13 protein-coding genes are annotated in these 16,447 nt (G+C 71.9%); 7 read left to right on the top strand and 6 right to left on the bottom strand.

Going from position 1 to position 16,447, the window contains the following annotated elements:
* Positions 1–603: 603 nt before the first annotated feature.
* Positions 604–1,698 carry an alpha/beta fold hydrolase gene (locus tag FZO89_RS12670; RefSeq protein WP_187471146.1) on the bottom strand — a complete coding sequence of 365 codons (1,095 nt, stop codon included), beginning with the start codon at positions 1,696–1,698 and terminating at the stop codon, positions 604–606.
* A 155-nt stretch (positions 1,699–1,853) separates the two neighbouring features.
* Here FZO89_RS12670 and dapA point away from each other — a divergent pair, with 155 nt between their 5' ends.
* The gene (gene dapA, locus FZO89_RS12665) at positions 1,854–2,756 is read left to right on the top strand and encodes a 4-hydroxy-tetrahydrodipicolinate synthase (RefSeq protein ID WP_149103597.1); all 903 of its coding nucleotides are present in this window, start codon (positions 1,854–1,856) and stop codon (positions 2,754–2,756) included.
* 346 nt (positions 2,757–3,102) lie between these two features.
* On the opposite strand, the gene FZO89_RS12660 is transcribed toward dapA, so the two are convergent.
* From FZO89_RS12660 to FZO89_RS12645, 4 genes are all read right to left on the bottom strand, one after another.
* Positions 3,103–4,419: an ABC transporter permease gene (locus tag FZO89_RS12660; protein ID WP_149103596.1), complete on the bottom strand. Its 1,317-nt coding sequence runs from the start codon at positions 4,417–4,419 to the stop codon at positions 3,103–3,105.
* Positions 4,420–4,497: 78 nt separating this feature from the next.
* Positions 4,498–5,664, bottom strand: a complete 1,167-nt coding sequence (locus FZO89_RS12655; protein WP_149103595.1) for an ABC transporter permease — start codon at positions 5,662–5,664, stop codon at positions 4,498–4,500.
* A gap of 178 nt (positions 5,665–5,842) precedes the next feature.
* Positions 5,843–6,535 (bottom strand): ABC transporter ATP-binding protein, encoded by a 693-nt coding sequence (locus FZO89_RS12650; protein ID WP_149103594.1) that lies wholly within the window; start codon positions 6,533–6,535, stop codon positions 5,843–5,845.
* 379 nt (positions 6,536–6,914) lie between these two features.
* A complete protein-coding gene (locus FZO89_RS12645) occupies positions 6,915–8,147 on the bottom strand; it encodes an efflux RND transporter periplasmic adaptor subunit (RefSeq protein WP_149103593.1) in 1,233 nt (410 codons plus the stop codon).
* 204 nt (positions 8,148–8,351) lie between these two features.
* Between FZO89_RS12645 and FZO89_RS12640 the strand changes: the two genes are divergently transcribed.
* The 6 genes from FZO89_RS12640 to FZO89_RS12615 all read left to right on the top strand — a co-directional run bounded on the left by FZO89_RS12640 (position 8,352) and on the right by FZO89_RS12615 (position 14,527).
* Positions 8,352–9,260: an ABC transporter ATP-binding protein gene (locus FZO89_RS12640; RefSeq protein ID WP_149103592.1), complete on the top strand. Its 909-nt coding sequence runs from the start codon at positions 8,352–8,354 to the stop codon at positions 9,258–9,260.
* On the top strand, positions 9,257–10,024 hold the full coding sequence (locus FZO89_RS12635; RefSeq protein WP_149103591.1) for an ABC transporter permease: 768 nt from the start codon (positions 9,257–9,259) through the stop codon (positions 10,022–10,024). Before FZO89_RS12640 ends, FZO89_RS12635 begins: the two co-directional genes overlap by 4 nt.
* Before the next feature lie 29 nt (positions 10,025–10,053).
* Positions 10,054–11,895 carry a CIA30 family protein gene (locus FZO89_RS12630; RefSeq protein WP_149103590.1) on the top strand — a complete coding sequence of 614 codons (1,842 nt, stop codon included), beginning with the start codon at positions 10,054–10,056 and terminating at the stop codon, positions 11,893–11,895.
* Positions 11,896–11,948: 53 nt separating this feature from the next.
* Complete coding sequence (locus FZO89_RS12625; protein ID WP_187471145.1) at positions 11,949–13,121, top strand: sensor histidine kinase; 1,173 nt, start codon at positions 11,949–11,951, stop codon at positions 13,119–13,121.
* A 138-nt stretch (positions 13,122–13,259) separates the two neighbouring features.
* Positions 13,260–13,862: a response regulator transcription factor gene (locus tag FZO89_RS12620; protein WP_149103588.1), complete on the top strand. Its 603-nt coding sequence runs from the start codon at positions 13,260–13,262 to the stop codon at positions 13,860–13,862.
* Positions 13,863–14,104: 242 nt separating this feature from the next.
* Positions 14,105–14,527 carry a hypothetical protein gene (locus FZO89_RS12615; protein WP_149103587.1) on the top strand — a complete coding sequence of 141 codons (423 nt, stop codon included), beginning with the start codon at positions 14,105–14,107 and terminating at the stop codon, positions 14,525–14,527.
* 525 nt (positions 14,528–15,052) lie between these two features.
* On the opposite strand, the gene FZO89_RS12610 is transcribed toward FZO89_RS12615, so the two are convergent.
* On the bottom strand, positions 15,053–16,447 hold the full coding sequence (locus tag FZO89_RS12610; RefSeq protein ID WP_149103586.1) for a leucyl aminopeptidase family protein: 1,395 nt from the start codon (positions 16,445–16,447) through the stop codon (positions 15,053–15,055).

The raw sequence follows: 16,447 nt of genomic DNA, 5'->3' as shown, positions 1-16,447 counted from the left end.
GTGCAGGACGGCCACAGGAAGCGTGTACCGGACGTTGGCCAGCGAAGATGCCTGGGGGTCCCGGATGCGCTTCGCTTATCCGGGCTACGTGGGTCGCCTCACCGGCTCCGGAGCGGCGTAGCCCGGATAAGCGCAGCGCATCCGGGGATCGCGACAATACGGGGCCGCCGCGCGGCGCGGGTCGAGCTGCTGCAAGCGTGCGCGGGCGTTGCGCGGCGAAGCGGCGCGGGGTCCCGGATGCGCTTCGCTTATCCGGGCTACGTGGGTCGCCTCACCGGCTCCGGAGCGGCGTAGCCCGGATAAGCGCAGCGCATCCGGGGATCGCGGCAATGCGGGGCCGCCGCGCAGCGCGGGTCGAGCTGCTGCAAGCGTGCGCGGGCGTTGCGCGGCGAAGCGACGCGGGGTCCCGGATGCGCTTCGCTTATCCGGGCTACATGGGTCGCCTCACCGGCTCCGGAGCAGCGTAGCCCGGATAAGCGCAGCGCATCCGGGATCGCGGCAATGCGGGGCCGCCGTGCGGCGCGGGTCGAAACTGCTGCAAGCGTGCGCGGGCGTTGCGCGGCGCAGAGGCTTGGGGTCCCGGATGCGCTGCGCTTATCCGGGCTACGCGTTGCGCTGGTTCGCGGGATCGGACAGGGCCAGCGGCGGGGGGCAGTGGCGCGCGGGCGAGGCGTTGTCGAGCCAGTCGATGACGGTCGGCGCCAGCAGGTCCAGGCGCATCGGCAGGCTGATGTGGTCCTCGCCCGGCACTTCGATGTAGCGGGCGCGCGGCGCCGCGGCGGCGAGGGCGCGGCCATGCGCCACCGGCACGTGCGCGTCGTCGCTGCCGTGCAGCAGCAGCACGCAGCCCGGCACCTGCGCCAGCGCCGTGCCCACGTCGACCCCGTCGAGCGGCAGCCGCAGGGTCTGGCTCGCGCCCGCGATCGCACGCTCGAGCGCGGCATCGTCCAGCTGCCAGCGCAACCAGCGGTGGGTGAACTGCTGGGCCAGGCTCTCCGGCGCCTTGTGCAGCAGGTGCGGCACCATGTCGCGGATCGCGCGGCCGGCATTGTCGAACGATTCGATCGCGACCACGTTCTCCACCTGCAGCCCCAGTTCGCGCGCGCTGAAGATCGCGGTGGCCGCGCCGTAGGACACGCCCATCACGTGCAGCGGACCGACGATCTCGCCACGCTCGCGCAGCGCCGCAACCGCGTCGGCGACGTCGCGCGCCTCGCGCAGGCCGTAGCCGGAAGGCGCGGCCCCGGAACGACCGTGGTTGCGCAGGTCCAGGCTGATGGTCCGGTAGCCGGCCTGCGCCAGCTGCAGCGACCAGGGCAGCAGCGAGCCGCCGTCCATCATCCAGCCGTGCAGCAGCAGCACGGTGCCGCGCGGCGCCACCGGCGCCGCATCGGGCACGGCGAAATCGAGGCTGAAATCCATCCGCCCGCGCTCGCTGCCGTCCGGCCGGTAGGCGTAGTCGAGCCGGTAAGCGCCCGGGTCGAACGCGCGCCAGAACAGTTCGACCCCGGCCGAGGTCGCGACATGCCCCTCGCGATGCGGCAGCCGCGCGATCGCCTGCTCGATGCGCGCGCCCGGCAGCAGCGGCGACACGCCGCCCGGCGCGACCAGCCGCCGGCCCAGCGCGTCGCCGCCATCGGGCCAGGCGAAGCCGGCCAGCAGCAGGCAGGCACACAGCAGCGGCAGCACGCGTCGCATCGTCGGCGGTCCGGGTTTCGCGGAAAAGGTTGCAGAGGTTAGGGATCGCCGGCGCGGCCATCTACCGCGTTTGCATGACAGTCCGATGACAGCGCGCCCGGCGTTCAGCATTAGAATCGTGGGCTCCGTCTCCTTTCGCACGCCCGGCCCACGCCATGACCTCCAGCGATAACCTCCTGCGCGGCAGCATCGTCGCGCTCGTCACGCCCATGCACGACGACGGCGGCATCGACTACGCCACGTTGCGCAAGCTGGTCGACTGGCATGTCGAACAGGGCACCGACTGCATCGGCGTGGTCGGCACCACCGGCGAATCGCCCACGGTCGATGTCGAGGAGCACTGCGAGGTCATCCGGGTCGCGGTGGAGCAGGCCGCCGGCCGCGTGCCGGTGATGGCCGGCTGCGGCGGCAATTCCACCGCCGAGGCGATCGCGCTGGCGCAGTTCGCGCGCAAGGTGGGCGCCGACAGCCAGCTGCAGGTCGTGCCCTACTACAACAAGCCCGGGCAGGAAGGCCTGTACCGCCACTTCCGCGCGATCGCCGAGGCGACCGGCGACCTGCCGGTGGTGCTCTACAACGTGCCCGGGCGCTCGGCCGCCGACCTGCAGCACGAGACCGCGCTGCGGCTGGCGCAGGTGCCGGGCATCGTCGGCATCAAGGAAGCCACCGGCAACCTCGAGCGCGCGCAGTGGCTGATCCGCGAGGCACCCGCGGGTTTCGCCGTGTACTCGGGCGACGACGCCACCGCCGTCGCGCTGATGCTGTGCGGCGGCCACGGCAACGTCAGCGTCACCGCGAACGTCGCGCCACGGCTGATGCACGAACTGTGCATGGCCGCGCTGGCCGGCGACGTGGCGGGCGCGATGGCCATCCAGATGCGCCTGCTGCCGGTGCACAGGCAGCTGTTCGTCGAGGCCAACCCGATCCCGGTGAAGTGGGCGATGGCGCGCATGGGCCTGTGCGGCGGCGCGTTGCGCCTGCCGTTGACCGGACTCGACGCCGCGAACCAGCCGAAGGTGGAAGCGGCGTTGCGCGAGGCGGGGCTGCTCGGAGACTGAAGCGCGACGATGGTGGCGCAGCCCCCGCCCGCTGTCATCCCGAGCGCAGCGAGGGATCTGCGTATCGCAGCTGCGGAATGACGATTCCTCGCTGCGCACGGAATGACCTCCCGGCCGGGATGAGATGGGCCGGGGTTTCTCGACTCGACGCAGTGCACCGGCACAAGACGGAAGCGGCGTTGCGCGAGTCGGGCTCGCTCGGAGACTGAAGCGCGACGATGGTGGCGCAGCCCCCCGCCCGCTGTCATCCCGAGCGCAGCGAGGGATCTGCGCCCCGCAGCTGCGGAAGGGAAAGCGATGCCGCTCAGGCACCTACCCGCAGAGCGCGGGAAGGCACATGGATGTCCTACATCGCCCGCAGCGCGTCGGTCACCGGCAGCGTCGCCGCGCGCAGCGCCGGGAACAGGCCGCCGACGAAGCCGATCGCCAGCGCCCACTTCAATCCCTGCCACAACAGTTCGGGCGAGACCCGGAACTCGAAGCTCAGGCTGGCCACGCCGCCGGCCAGGGTCGATGCGGTGTAGCCGTTGAACACCAGCCAGGCCAGCAGGCCGCCGAGCAGGCCGCCCAGCAGCGCCAGCAACATGGTCTCGAGCATCACCGCCACCACCACAGGCATGCCGCGGAAGCCGATCGCGCGCAGGGTCGCGATCTCGCGCGCACGCGAGGCGACCGTGGCGAACATGGTGTTGAGCGCGCCGAACACCGCGCCGATCGCCATGATCGAACCGACCACGATGCCGATGACGCGCAGCACCCGGGTCAGCGCTTCGGACTGCGAGGCGAAGTAGTCCGCGGTGGTGTCGGCCTCCACCTGCAGCCGCGGGTCGGCCGCGAGCGTGGCCTTGAAGGCGTTGAACGCCTTCGGATCGGTCAGGCGCGCGAACACCGAGGCGCGGCTGCTGCCACGGTTGAAGGTGGAGGCCACCACTTCGGCGTCGGCCCACATTTCCGATTCCATCGCGTCGCCGGACTCGAACACGCCGACCACGGTCCACACCTGGCTGCCCAGGCGGATCTCCTTGCCCGGATCGAGGCCGACGAACTGGCGCTGCGCGCCCTTGCCGACGACGAGTTCGCGACGGCCGGTCTCGAACCGGCGGCCCTCGACCAGCTCCAGGTCCGGCCGCACCGCCCAGGCCATGTCGCCGACGCCGCGCAGGGTGACGCTGCCGTCCTCGCCGTCGCGGCGCACCACGTTCGCAGACACCACCAGTTCGGCCGAGGCCAGCGGCCGGCCTTCGGCGTCGCGGGCCACCTCCGGCGCGCGCTCGATCGCGGTGATCGCCTCGCGCGAGACCACCGACATCAGTTCCGCCGACGAGCCGCCGCGCAGCACGATCGCGGTATCGTCGCTGCCGCTGCTGCTGACCGTGTGCCGGTAGCCTTCCGCCATCGCCAGCAGCGCGACCAGCACGCCGACCACGCCGGCGATGCCGATCACCACCACCGACGAGGCGCCCAGGCGCTGTCGCAGCGTGCCGACGCCCACGCGCGTCACCGAGGCCGCCTGCCGGCCGCTGCGGGTGAACGCCATCCACAGCGCGAACAGTACCGCGATCCCGACCAGCGCCTGCCACGGCAGCACGATCCACGCGGCGAGGAAGACGGCCAGCAGCAGGAACAGGCCGAAGCCACGGAGCAACTTCTTCAAAGTGGTCATCTGCATTCCCTCATGGATTCCATCACGTCCGGCCTCGGGCGCGACGCGCCTGCGGTTCGCGCCGATCAGCGCGCGCCATCAGCGGCCTGCCAGCGCATCGACGATGTTCAGGCGCATCGCGCGCATCGCCGGCAACGCGCCGACCAGCAGCCCGATCACCACCATCAGACCCAGTCCCAGCGCCCAGCTCTGCCAGCCGATCGCCGGCAGGCTGATCACACCGTTGCTGGCGGCCGTGACCACCGGGCTGAGCACCGCCGCCAGGCCGAGCCCGAGCACGCCGCCGAGCACCACCAGCAGGATCGACTCGGCCAGCACCATCCCCAGCACGCTGGCGCTGGTGAAGCCGATGGTCTTGAGCACCGCCAGCTCGAAAGTGCGCTCGCGCACCGCCTGGGCCATGGTGTTGCCGGTCAGCAGCAGCAGGGTGAAGAACACAGCGCCCATGATCGAGCCCACGATCAGGCCGATGTCGGCCATCTGGTTGAGCTGGGCGGCCATCGCCGCCTGCTCGTTCATGGTCTTGGTCTCGTTGGGCGAGTTGGCCGACAGCGCGTCGATCGCCTTGGCCGCCGCGTCGCTGCGGTTCACGTCCGACACGCGGCTGATGTACCAGCCCACGGTGTCGTCCACGTAGGGCGTGGCTTCCTCGAAATAGTCGTAGTGCATCAGGATCAGCGCGTCGGTGAAGCCCGCGCTGCGGCCTTCCTTGCCGCGCAGCACGCCGACGATCTCGAACGACCAGTTCAGGGTGCCGTCGCTGTTGGGGAAGATGGTCGACTGCAGCGGGATGCGCTGGCCGACCTTCCAGCCGAAGCGGGTCATCATCTGCTGGCCGACCAGGATGCCGTCGCGGGTGCGCTTCCAGGCCTCGAGCTGCGCGGGTTCCACGTCGACCTCCGGGTACAGGTCGAGGTAGTTCGGCGCGACCGCGAAGGTGAACAACTGGTTGCGCGGGTTCTGGTAGGCGCCGCCGAACCAGTTCGCCCAGGTCACTTCCTCGATGTTGTCGACCCGGCGGATGCGCGATTCCAGCGAGATCGGCAGGGTCTCGACGATCGACAGGCGCGAGGTCGTCTGCAGCCGCTGCGCGCCGTCGGCGCTCTGGCCCAGCTGCGCGAACGTGGTGCGGATGCCGTCGAGCATGCCGAACAGCAGGAACGCCGCCAGGATCGAGGCCAGGGTGAGGAAGGTGCGGGTCTTGCGCCGGAACAGCGCCGCCCAGACCAGGTGGAAGTATTTCATGGCACGGCCACCTCTCGGCATGTCGTCCCGGACGGAGCGGGGAACCTGGCCCCCGCGGACGGCGGGATGACGGAACGGGATCCCTCGCTGTGCTCGGGATGGCGGGAAACCGCAGGACGCACCGGATCCGCGGCAGCAGGACGGGGAGCGCGACCGCGGTCCGCGGCGTGGCGGACGCTCATGCCGCCTGGGCCTGGCCGTCGACCAGGCTGCCCTTGTCCAGGTGCAGGGTGTGGCTGGCGTACTCGGCCGCCTTCGGGTCGTGGGTGACCATCACGATGGTCTTGCCGTGCTCGCGGTTGAGCGTCTGCAGCAGCCCCAGGATGTCCTCGGCCGACTGGCGGTCGAGGTCGCCCGTGGGCTCGTCGCAGATCAGCAGCGTGGGGTCGGAGACGATCGCGCGCGCGATCGCCACGCGCTGCTGCTGGCCGCCGGAGAGCTCGGTGGGCTTGTGGCTGACGCGGTCCGAGAGGCCGACCAGCTGCAGCGCGATCTGCGCGTTGCGCTTGCGCTGCGCGCCGCCCAGCCTGGTCAGCAGCAGCGGCAGCTCGACGTTCTTCTGCGCGCTCAGCGCCGGCATCAGGTTGTAGAACTGGAACACGTAGCCCACGTTCTGGCTGCGCCAGTGCGAGAGCTTGCCGCCACCGAGCTGGTCGATGCGCTGGCCGTCGACCTCGATGCTGCCGCCGGTGGGCGAATCGAGCCCGCCGATCAGGTTGAGCAGGGTGGTCTTGCCCGAGCCGGACGGTCCCATCAGCGCGACGAAGTCGCCCTTCTCGATGTCCAGGTCGATGCCGTGCAGCACCTCGACCTTCTCCGGGCCGCGCTGGTAGGTCTTGGTCAGGTTGCGGATCGATACCAGGGATGCCATGGCTTGCCTCGTGTGGTGTCGTGGCCGGGATGCCCGGCGAAGGTCATGCGATGCGGAGTGGTTCGCCGCATCGCGCGGTTTGTCACGTGGAGCAACAGCGGGAGTCGAAAACACCTGTCATCTCGAAATACCTGTCATCTCGAAACGCCCGTCATCTCGAAACGCCCGTCATCTCGAAACGCCAGCGCTATCGGAAACGCCTGTCATCTCGAGCGCAGCGAGAGATCCCGCCCGGCCGCAGAACAGATTTCTCGCTGCGCTCGAAATGACAGAAGAAACTGCCGACTCACGGCGAAAGGATGAATGACAGCAATGCCGGAACCGGCAGTCAATGCATGAGGCGGCGGACGCCGGGAGATCACGTTTGCGTCGCCCTGCTTCATTGCGTGTCCGTGGCCACGGTGGCGCCCTCGGCCAGTCCCGCCGGCGGCTCGACCACGACGGTTTCGCCGGGGGCCAGTCCCGAGAGCACCTCGCGCGCCTCGCCGATCATGGCGCCGGCCTGCACGTCGCGCGCTTCCACCGTGTCGTCGCCGCCGACCACGAACACCGCCTCGCCGCCATCGCGCTGCACGATCGCCGTCGCCGGCACGCGCACGCCGCGCCTCGGCTCGCCGCCGGCTTCGGGCGCCTTCTCCAGGAAGCTCACGGTCACGCCCATGTCCGGCACGATCCGCGCGTCCTTCTCCTTCAATGCGATGCGCACCTTGACCGTGGCCTTGCCGCGGTCGGCGGTGGGGATGATGGCGATGACCTCGGCCGGGATCTTCCAGTCCGGATAGGCATTGAGCGTGGCCTCGACCGGCATCTTGGGCTGCACCCTGCCGATGTAGGCCTCGCCGACGTCGACCTCGACCTCGAGCGAATCCATGTCGACGATCGTGCCGATGCCGGTGCGGGTGAAGCCACCACCGGCCGACAGCGGCGAGACGATCTCGCCCGGCTGCGCGGCCTTGGCGATCACCACGCCGGCGAACGGCGCGCGCACCACGGTATTGTCCACGCCCAGGTCGGAGATGCGCAGGCCTCCGGCCGCGACCTCGGTGTTGCGTCGCGCGCTCTGCAGTTGCGCGCGCAGCGCGTCGCGGGTGGCCACGGCCTGCTCGTACTGCGCCCTGGACACCAGTTGCTGCCCCACCAGCGTTCCCAGACGGCGCGCATGGGCTTCGGCCTCGGCGAGCTGCGCCTGCACGCTGGCGATCTCGCTGCGCGCCGCCGACAGCTGCGCGGCGCTCAGCGAGCGCTGCGCGTCGGCGTCGATCGGGTCCAGCCGCGCCATCACCTGCCCTTCCTCGACTTCCATGCCCTCCTCGATCAGCACTTCGCGCACGCGACCGGTGATCTTCGACGAGACCGTGGCCATGCGCCGCGCGACCACGTAGCCGGAGGCGTCGAGCACCGAGGCCGACGTATTGCCGGCAGCCAGCGACACCGCGGTCGCGGTCTCCACCGGCACCGCCTTGTCGCGGGCGAACAGCCACCAGCCGGCCAGCGCCAGCAGCGCGATCAGGGCGATCGCCGCGAGCGCGATCCACAGCCACTTGCGCGAGGGCGGCGGACCGGGGGAGCGGTCGATACGCAGTTCGTTGAGCAGGTCGGCGTTGGTATTCATCGAAAGACAGGACGTGGATTCGCGGCCATTGTGACACCGCTCGACCGATGCGATGCCCGGCGCGCGGATGTCGGGGGACAGATTAGCCGCCGGTATCGGCGCCGGCTGCTGACAACTGTCACGTGCTTCGGCTGACGGCGGCGAATGTCACGCCGGGCACGGCGGCGGCACGATGGCGCCATGTCATCCCGCGAGGTTCCCCCCATGGCCGATACCCCGCCGCCGCTGGCGCGGCTCGAAGGCGTACGCAAGCGGTACGGCGACACGCCGGCGCTGGACGGGATCGACCTGTCGCTGCACGCGGGCCAGGTGACCGCGCTGCTCGGCGCCAACGGCGCCGGCAAGAGCACCGCGGTCGGCCTGCTGCTGGGCCTGCTGTCGGCCGATGCCGGCGATGTGTCGGTATTCGGGCAGGCGCCGGGCTCCGCCGCCGTGCGCCGCCAGTGCGGGGCGATGCTGCAGTCGGCCGGCATCCCCGAACGGCTGCGCGTGCGCGAGTTGCTCGAGCTGGTGCGCGCCGGCTACCCGCGGCCGCGCAGCATCGTCGACTGCGTCGCGCTGGCCGGGCTCGACGGCCTGCTGGAACGTCGCTACGGGCGCCTGTCCGGTGGACAGCAGCGGCGCGTGCAGTTCGCGCTCGCGATCTGCGGGCGGCCGCGGCTGCTGTTCCTCGACGAACCGACCACCGGCCTCGACATCGAGGCGCGCCAGGGGCTCTGGTCCGCGGTGCGCGAGCTGGTCGCCGACGGCAGCGCGGTGCTGCTGACCACGCACTACCTGGAAGAGGCCGAGGCGCTGTCGGACCGCGTGGCGGTACTCGATGCCGGGCGCATGCTCGCGCAGGGCAGCGTCGGCGAGATTCGCGCGCGGGTCTCGCTGCGCCGCATCCGCTGCGTCTCGAGCCTGCCCGCCGGCGCCGTGGCGCAATGGCCCGGCGTGCGCGAGGCGGTGCGCGAGGGCGACGCATTGAGCATCGCCGCCGAGCCGGCCGAACCGGTGGTGCGCCGCCTGCTCGAAGCCGACCCCGCGCTGCGCGACCTCGAGATCCGCCGCGCCGGACTCGCCGACGCCTTCCTCGCCCTCACCCGGCCGGCGCTGCAGGAGGCCGCATGACGGACGCGATCGCGCCAACCGTCGCCCACACGCCCTGGCGTGCCTATTGGCTCGAAGCGAAGTACGAACTGCTGCGCATGCTGCGCGAGCCCGCGTTCTGCGCGCCGGTGGTCGCCTTCCCGGCGATGTTCTACCTGCTGTTCGGCGTGCTGCTCAATCGCGGCAACGCGGCGGCGGCCGAGTACCTGCTGGCCAGCTACGGCGTGTTCGGCGTGGTCGGCGCGGCGCTGTTCGGCTTCGGCGTGACCATCGCGATGGACCGCGAGCGCGGCTACCTGCGGCTGCGCCGCGCGCTGCCGACGCCGCCCGGTGCGCAGCTGCTGGCGAAGATGGCGATGGCGATGCTGTTCGCGGCGATCATCTCGGTGGTGCTGGCGCTGCTCGCGGCGACCGCGGGCGGCGTGTCGCTGGCGCCACGGCAATGGGCCGGGCTGTTCGCGGTCAACGTGGCCGGCGTGCTGCCGTTCGCCGCGATCGGGCTGTGGGTCGGCACCCTGGTCGGCGGCAACGCCGCGCCGGTGCTGCTCAACCTGATCTACCTGCCGATGGCCTTCCTGTCCGGGCTGTGGCTGCCGCTGTCGATGCTGCCCGACTGGCTTGCGCGGATCGCGCCTGCCTGGCCAGCCTATCACCTGGGCCAGCTGGCGCTGAAGGTGGTCGGCCACGACGGTGGCGGCGCGCCGTGGCTGCACCTGCTGGTGCTGGCGGTGGTGACCGTCGCCTGCTTCGTCCTCGCGCAGCGGCGGCTCGCCGCGGCCGGGTAGTCCCCGTTCTCGTCCGCCGGAGTCTTCCGATGAAATCCTGGTCCGAACTTGCCTGTGCCGGCGCGCTGGCCGCCGTGGTCGGCCTGGCGCTTGCATTCCAGCCGTCCGCCCGCTCCGCCGCGCCCCCACCTGCCGGCGCGGACACCGGCAACAGCTTCGTCGTGCAGGGTGCGCGCGTGTTCGACGGCGAACGCGACCTGGGCGTGGCGAACGTGCTGGTGCGCGATGGCATGATCGAAACGGTCGCCGCCGATGCCCAGGTGCCGCAGGGACTACCCGTGGTCGACGGCAGCGGCAAGACTCTGCTGCCCGGCCTGATCGACGCGCACGTCCACGCCTGGGGCGAGGCGCAGCGCGACCTGCTGCGCTTCGGCGTCACCTCCGCGCTCGACATGCACGGCGATGCCGCGCGCCTGCCTGCCCTGCGCACGCAACGCGACGCGACCGCGAACGGCGACCGCGCCGACCTGTGGGCCGCCGGCTTCGCGATCACCGCGCCCGGCGGCCACGGCACCCAGTACGGCTTCCCGGTGCCGACGGTGGACGCCGGGACCGACATCGACGCCTTCATCGGCGAACGCGTCGACGAGGGCGCCGACTTCATCAAGCTGATCGTCGAGGACCTCAGCGCCTACGGCCTGCCGCAGCGGCTGCCGACGCTGTCGCCGATGCAGGTCGCGCAGGTGGTGGCCGCCGCGCACGCGCGCGACCGGCGCGCGGTCGCGCACGTGGCGAAACTCGAGGATGCGCGCATGGCGATCGACGCCGGCGCCGACGGCCTGGTGCACGTGTTCGCCGACGCGGTCGCCGACGAGGCCTTCGTCGGCGCGATGCGCGCACGCGATGCGTTCGTGGTGCCGACGCTGGCGGTGGTCGCCTCGATGGCCGGCAGCGGCGAGGGCAAGGCCCTGGCCGGAGACGCGCGCCTGCGGACGCTGTTCACTGCGCAGCAGACCGGCACCCTGGCGGCCGATTTCGGCCCGCCGAATCCGCAGCGGCTGCAGCGCGCGCTCGACAGCGTGCGCCTGCTGCACGCTGCCGGCGTCGACATCCTCGCCGGCAGCGACGCACCCAATCCCGGCACCGCGCATGGCGCCAGCCTGCACCACGAGCTCGCGCTGCTGGTGCGCGCCGGGCTCACGCCGGCGCAGGCATTGGCGGCCGCGACCTCGCTGCCGGCGAAGCGCTTCGGGCTCGCGCAACGCGGGCGCATCGCGCCGGGCATGCGCGCCGACCTGGTGCTGGTCGACGGCGATCCGCTGGACGACATCGCGGCCACGCGCGCGATCGATACGGTGTGGAAGAACGGCCATCGCGTCGCGCGCGAGCCGGCCGCTGCAGCCGCCGCGCCCACACCGGCCGCGGCCGCGCCCGACGACACCCTGGTCAGCGACTTCGACGGCGACGCGATCGAAGCGGCATTCGGCAGCTGGATGGCGACCACCGACCAGATGGCCGGCGGCGCATCGCAGGTCGAGCACGCGCTGGTCGAGGGCGGCGCCGGGGGTTCGCGCGGCGCACTGCGCATCGGCGGCGAGATCAGGCCGGGCTTCGCCTATCCCTGGGCCGGGGTGATGTTCTTCCCGGCCGCGCAGCCGATGCAGCCTGTCGACCTGTCCGCACGCAGGGAACTGGTGTTCCAGGTGCGCGGCGACGGGCGCACGTACAGCGCGATGCTGTTCTCCGGGCCGTCGATGCAGGGCATGCCGAGCGTGCAGGCGTTCACCGCCGGGCCGCAGTGGCGCGAAATCCGGCTGCCGCTGTCGGCGTTCGCCGGCGGCGACCTGTCGCGGGTGCGCGGCATCGCCTTCACCGCCGGCGCGCCGCAGGGCGCGTTCGAGTTCCGGATCGACCGGGTCGAACTGCGCTGACCCGGCGTGCCATGATTCCGCCTCGCACACCGCACCCCGCTGGAGGCCTGCCGGTGATCCGCACCGCACTGCAACGCTGGCTGGCGCCGCGGCCGGGCTCGATCGCCGCGCTGGACCAGCGCATGGGGCGCTCGCCGTGGCTGGCCATGGTCCACGTAGTGTGGTCGATCTGGGTGTTCCTGACGCCGGCGTTCTCCGGCGGCGCCTACGGCTACAGCGCGCTGTGGGCATGGCTGACGGCGGTCTCGTTCCCGCTGTTCCTGTGGCTGTACGCGATGAGCGTGGTGCAGTCGCCGCGCAAGGCCTACGCCAGCGCGCTGGGGCTGGTCGCGCTGTGCTTCGCTCTGCTGCCCTGGTATCCCTCGGGCCTGAGCTACTTCGTGTTCGGTTGCGTGATGCTGCAGCCGCGGCGCGGGCACAGGGTGCTCGGCTACCTGGCGCTGCTGGTGGCGCTCAACGCGATCCTGCTCGGCTACGCGCTGTCCATCGGCTATCCATGGCAGGCGCTGGTGTGGATGCCGACGGTCACCGCCATCATCGGCGTGCTGGTGGTGTTCGAGCGGATCGGCCGCGAACGCGACGCCGCCCTGCGCCTGTCGCACGACGAGGTGCGGCGCCTTGCCGCGGTGGCCGAGCGCGAACGCATCGGCCGCGACCTGCACGACCTGCTCGGGCACACGCTGTCGATGGTCGCGCTCAAGTCCGACCTCGCCGGGCGACTGCTCGAGCGCGATCCCGACGCCGCGCGCGGCGAGATCGCCGAGGTCAGCCGGGTCGCGCGCGAGGCGCTGGCCCAGGTGCGGCGCGCGGTCAGCGGCATCCGTGCCGCCGGCATCGCCGCCGAACTGGCCTCGGCCAAGCTGCTGCTGGAAACCGACGGCATCGCCTTCGGCTACCGCTTCGAGGAGGGCTTCGCCGACAGTGCGCTGCCGGCGGGCGTGGAGAGCGCGCTGGCGCTGACCGTGCGCGAGGCGGCGACCAACATCCAGCGCCACGCGCGCGCGCAGCGTGCCGAGGTCAGCTTCGGCACCGACGGGGCGGACGCGGTGCTGCGCATCGTCGACGACGGTCGCGGCGGCGCGATCGTGCCGGGCAACGGCCTGTCGGGCATGCGCGAGCGCATCGAAGGCTTGCGTGGCCGCCTGCGCGTCGGCGCGGGAGAAGGCGGCGGCACCCTGCTCGAGGCCCGCGTGCCGCTCGCGGCCAACGATGACGCTTCCGTCTAGAAGCGTCTGCGGCCGGAGCCCGGACCGCGGGAACGGGGTCGGCCCTTTCCCGTGATCCTCCCGAGCAGCGCGGACGCGACCTCCGCCCCATGCGCGACCTGCTAACGTTCCCGGCATGCCCGTGTTCGTGCCCGCCCCGTGATCCGGATCCTGCTCGCCGAGGACCAGGCGATGCTGCGCGGGGCGCTGTCGGCGCTGCTGGGCATGGAGGCCGACATCGAGGTGGTCGGCGCCGCCGCCGACGGCGAGAGCGCGTGGCGCGAACTGCAGCGGCTCGCACCCGACATCCTGGTCACCGACATCGAGATGCCCGGGCTCACCGGACTGGAACTGGCGCAGCGCATCCAGCGCCACGAGCTGCCGATCCGGGTGGTGATCGTCACCACGTTCGCGCGCGCCGGCTTCCTGCGCCGAGCGCTTGAGGCGGGCGTGTCGGGCTACCTGCTTAAGGACGCGCCGGCCGAACAGCTCGCAGACGCCTTGCGCCAGGTGCATCGCGGCGGTCGCGCGATCGATCCGCAGCTCGCGCTTGAAGCCTGGGGCGAACCCGATCCGCTCAGCGACCGCGAGCGCCAGGCCCTGCGCCTGGCCGGCGAGGGCCTGTCCGCCGGGCAGATCGCCGCACGGCTCAACCTCTCGCACGGCACCGTGCGCAACTACCTGTCCGAGGCGATCGGCAAGCTCGGCGTCGGCAACCGCATCGAGGCCTACCGCCTCGCCCGCGAGAAGGGCTGGCTGTAGGGCTCGAGCCCCGAGTCCGTGATTCCCCGGGTGCGCTGCGCTTACCCGGGCTACGCCCGGTGCATCCAAGCCGATGCGTAGGCGCGTAGCCCGGATAAGGCCGCAGGCCGCATCCGGGAATCCCGCGGACTCCGATTGCCGGTCCGTGCGAAGGCGCCGATCCGGCGCGGACCCGGGTGCGCTTCGCTTACCCGGGCTACGGGCGTACGCTGCGGCCACCGCATGCGCCATCGGAGGCTGCCATGACCCCTGTGCCGACCCTGTTCCGCGTGATCGCGATCGCGGCCCTCGCCTGGAACCTCATCGGCATCGCGATGTTCTTCCTGCAGACCGGCATGAGCGCGGCGCAGATCGCGCAGCTGCCGCCGGCGCAACAGGCGGTGTATGCCGCGATGCCGGCATGGCTGTCGATCTTCTACGCGATCGCGGTGTTCGGCGGCGCGCTGGGATCGCTGGCATTGCTGCTGCGCCGGCGCTGGGCGTTGCCGCTGCTGGCGATCTCGCTGGCGGCGGTGCTGGTGCAGACGATCGCGCTCTACGCCCTCACGCCCGCCTGGCAGGCCTCGGGCGTGGGCGGCCTGCCGATGACCCTGCTGATCGTCGGCATCGCCGCGTTCCTGCTGTGGTACGCGCGCTTGGCATCGAAGCGCGGCTGGCTGCGCTGAACCGGATTCGCGCGTAGCCCGGATAAGGCCGCAGGCCGCATCCGGGAATCCCGCCGGCCCCGATTGCCGACCCCTGCGAAGGCGCCGATCCGGTGCGGACCCGGGTGCGCTTCGCTTACCCGGGCTACATGCGCGTAGCCCGGATAAGGCCGAAGGCCGCATCCGGGAATCCCGCGGACCCAGATTGCCGGTCCGTGCGAAGGCGCCGATCCGGCGCGGACCCGGGTGCGCTTCGCTTACCCGGGCTACGTGCGCGTAGCCCGGATAAGGCCGCAGGCCGCATCCGGGAATCCCGCGGACCCCGATTGCCGAGCCGTGCGAAGGCGCCGATCCGACGCGGACCCGGGTGCGCTTCGGTTACCCGGGCTACGTGCGCGTAGCCCGGATAAGGCCGCAGGCCGCATCCGGGGAGGCGCGGACGCGAGTGCGCGTGCCACCGGCGGGTTTCGGCCTGGCGTGGAGCCCCGGGTGCGCTTCGCTTACCCGGGCTACGCGGTCGGTGCGTTCTCGCGACCGCGGAGCGCTTCAGCCCTGCGCGCAGCGCGCCTTGAGCATCGCGTACGCCGCGCGCAGCCCCAGCGCCTCGCCGCCCTTGGGGCGGCCGGCGCGGGCGCTGTCGTTCCAGGCGTATACGTCCAGGTGCGCCCAGGGCGTGCCCTCGGGCACGAAGCGTTCGAGGTAGAGCGCCGCGGTCACCGCGCCGGCCATGCGCGAGCCGGCGTTGGCGATGTCGGCGATGTCGCTGGTCAGGTAGCGCAGGTACGGCCGCCACAACGGCATCCGCCACAACGGGTCGCGCTCGCGTTCGCCGGCGGCGAGCCAGTCGCCGGCCAGCGCATCGTCGTTGGCGAACAGCGCCGGCAGGTCGGGCCCCAGCGCGATGCGCGCGGCGCCGGTCAGCGTGGCGAAATCCAGGATCAGGTCGGGCGCCAGTTCGCCTGCATGCGCCAGCGCGTCGCACAACACCACCCGGCCTTCGGCGTCGGTGTTGTCGATCTCCACGCTCACGCCCTTGCGGGTGGCGACCACCTCGCCCGGACGATAGGCATCGGGCCCGATCGCGTTCTCGACCGCCGGCACCAGCAGGGTCAGGCGCAGCGGCAACGCGCGCGCCATCACCAGCTCGGCCAGCGCGATCGCGTGCGCGGCGCCGCCCATGTCCTTCTTCATGTGGCGCATGCCGTCGGCGGGCTTGATGTCGAGTCCGCCGGTGTCGAAGCACACGCCCTTGCCCACCAGCACCAGGTGCGGATGCGCGCCGGTGTCGCCATCGAAGCCCCACTGCAGCTTCAGCAGGCGCGGCGCGCGGTGCGAGGCGCGGCCGACGGCGTGGATCGCGGGGAAGTTCTCCGCCAGCAGCGCATCGCCGACGATGCTTTCGAACGTGGCGCCGTGCGCCGTTGCGACCTCGCGCGCCACCTCTTCGAGCTGCTCCGGCCCCATGTCCTGGGTGGGCGTGTTCACCAGGTCGCGCACGCGGATGCAGGCGGCGAGGACATCCAGCGTTTCGGCATCCGGCGCCTCCAGCGCCAGCCGCGCGGGCGCGCGGCCGCGATCCTTGTAGCGGGTGAACCGGTACGCACCCAGGCCCCAGCCCAGTTGCAGGGCCGCTGCATGCTCCGCCGCGGGCGCGCGCGCCGGCGTCCAGTCGCCTTCGGGCAGCGCGCCCGGGGCGTGCGCATACGAATACGGGTCGAGCGGATCGCCGATGCCGAGGATCGCCGCGGCCACGCCGCCTTCGCCCGGCAGCAGCACCTGCGAGCCCGGCGCGGCATCGAACTGCTGCGTCGACAGCCAGGCGCGCGTCGCATCCGGCTGCGCCTCGAGCCAGGCGCCATAACCTGCCTTGTCGAGCACGTGCAGCGCACGCGCGCTGGTGGCGTCGGTGGAGAAGCCGGCGTGGGGCGGGGAAACGGTCAT

This window comes from Luteimonas viscosa (assembly GCF_008244685.1).
GTDB classification, from domain to species: Bacteria; Pseudomonadota; Gammaproteobacteria; order Xanthomonadales; family Xanthomonadaceae; genus Luteimonas; species Luteimonas viscosa.
Note: the sequence above shows the minus strand (reverse complement) of the source record. Positions and strands in the feature narration are given on the sequence as shown.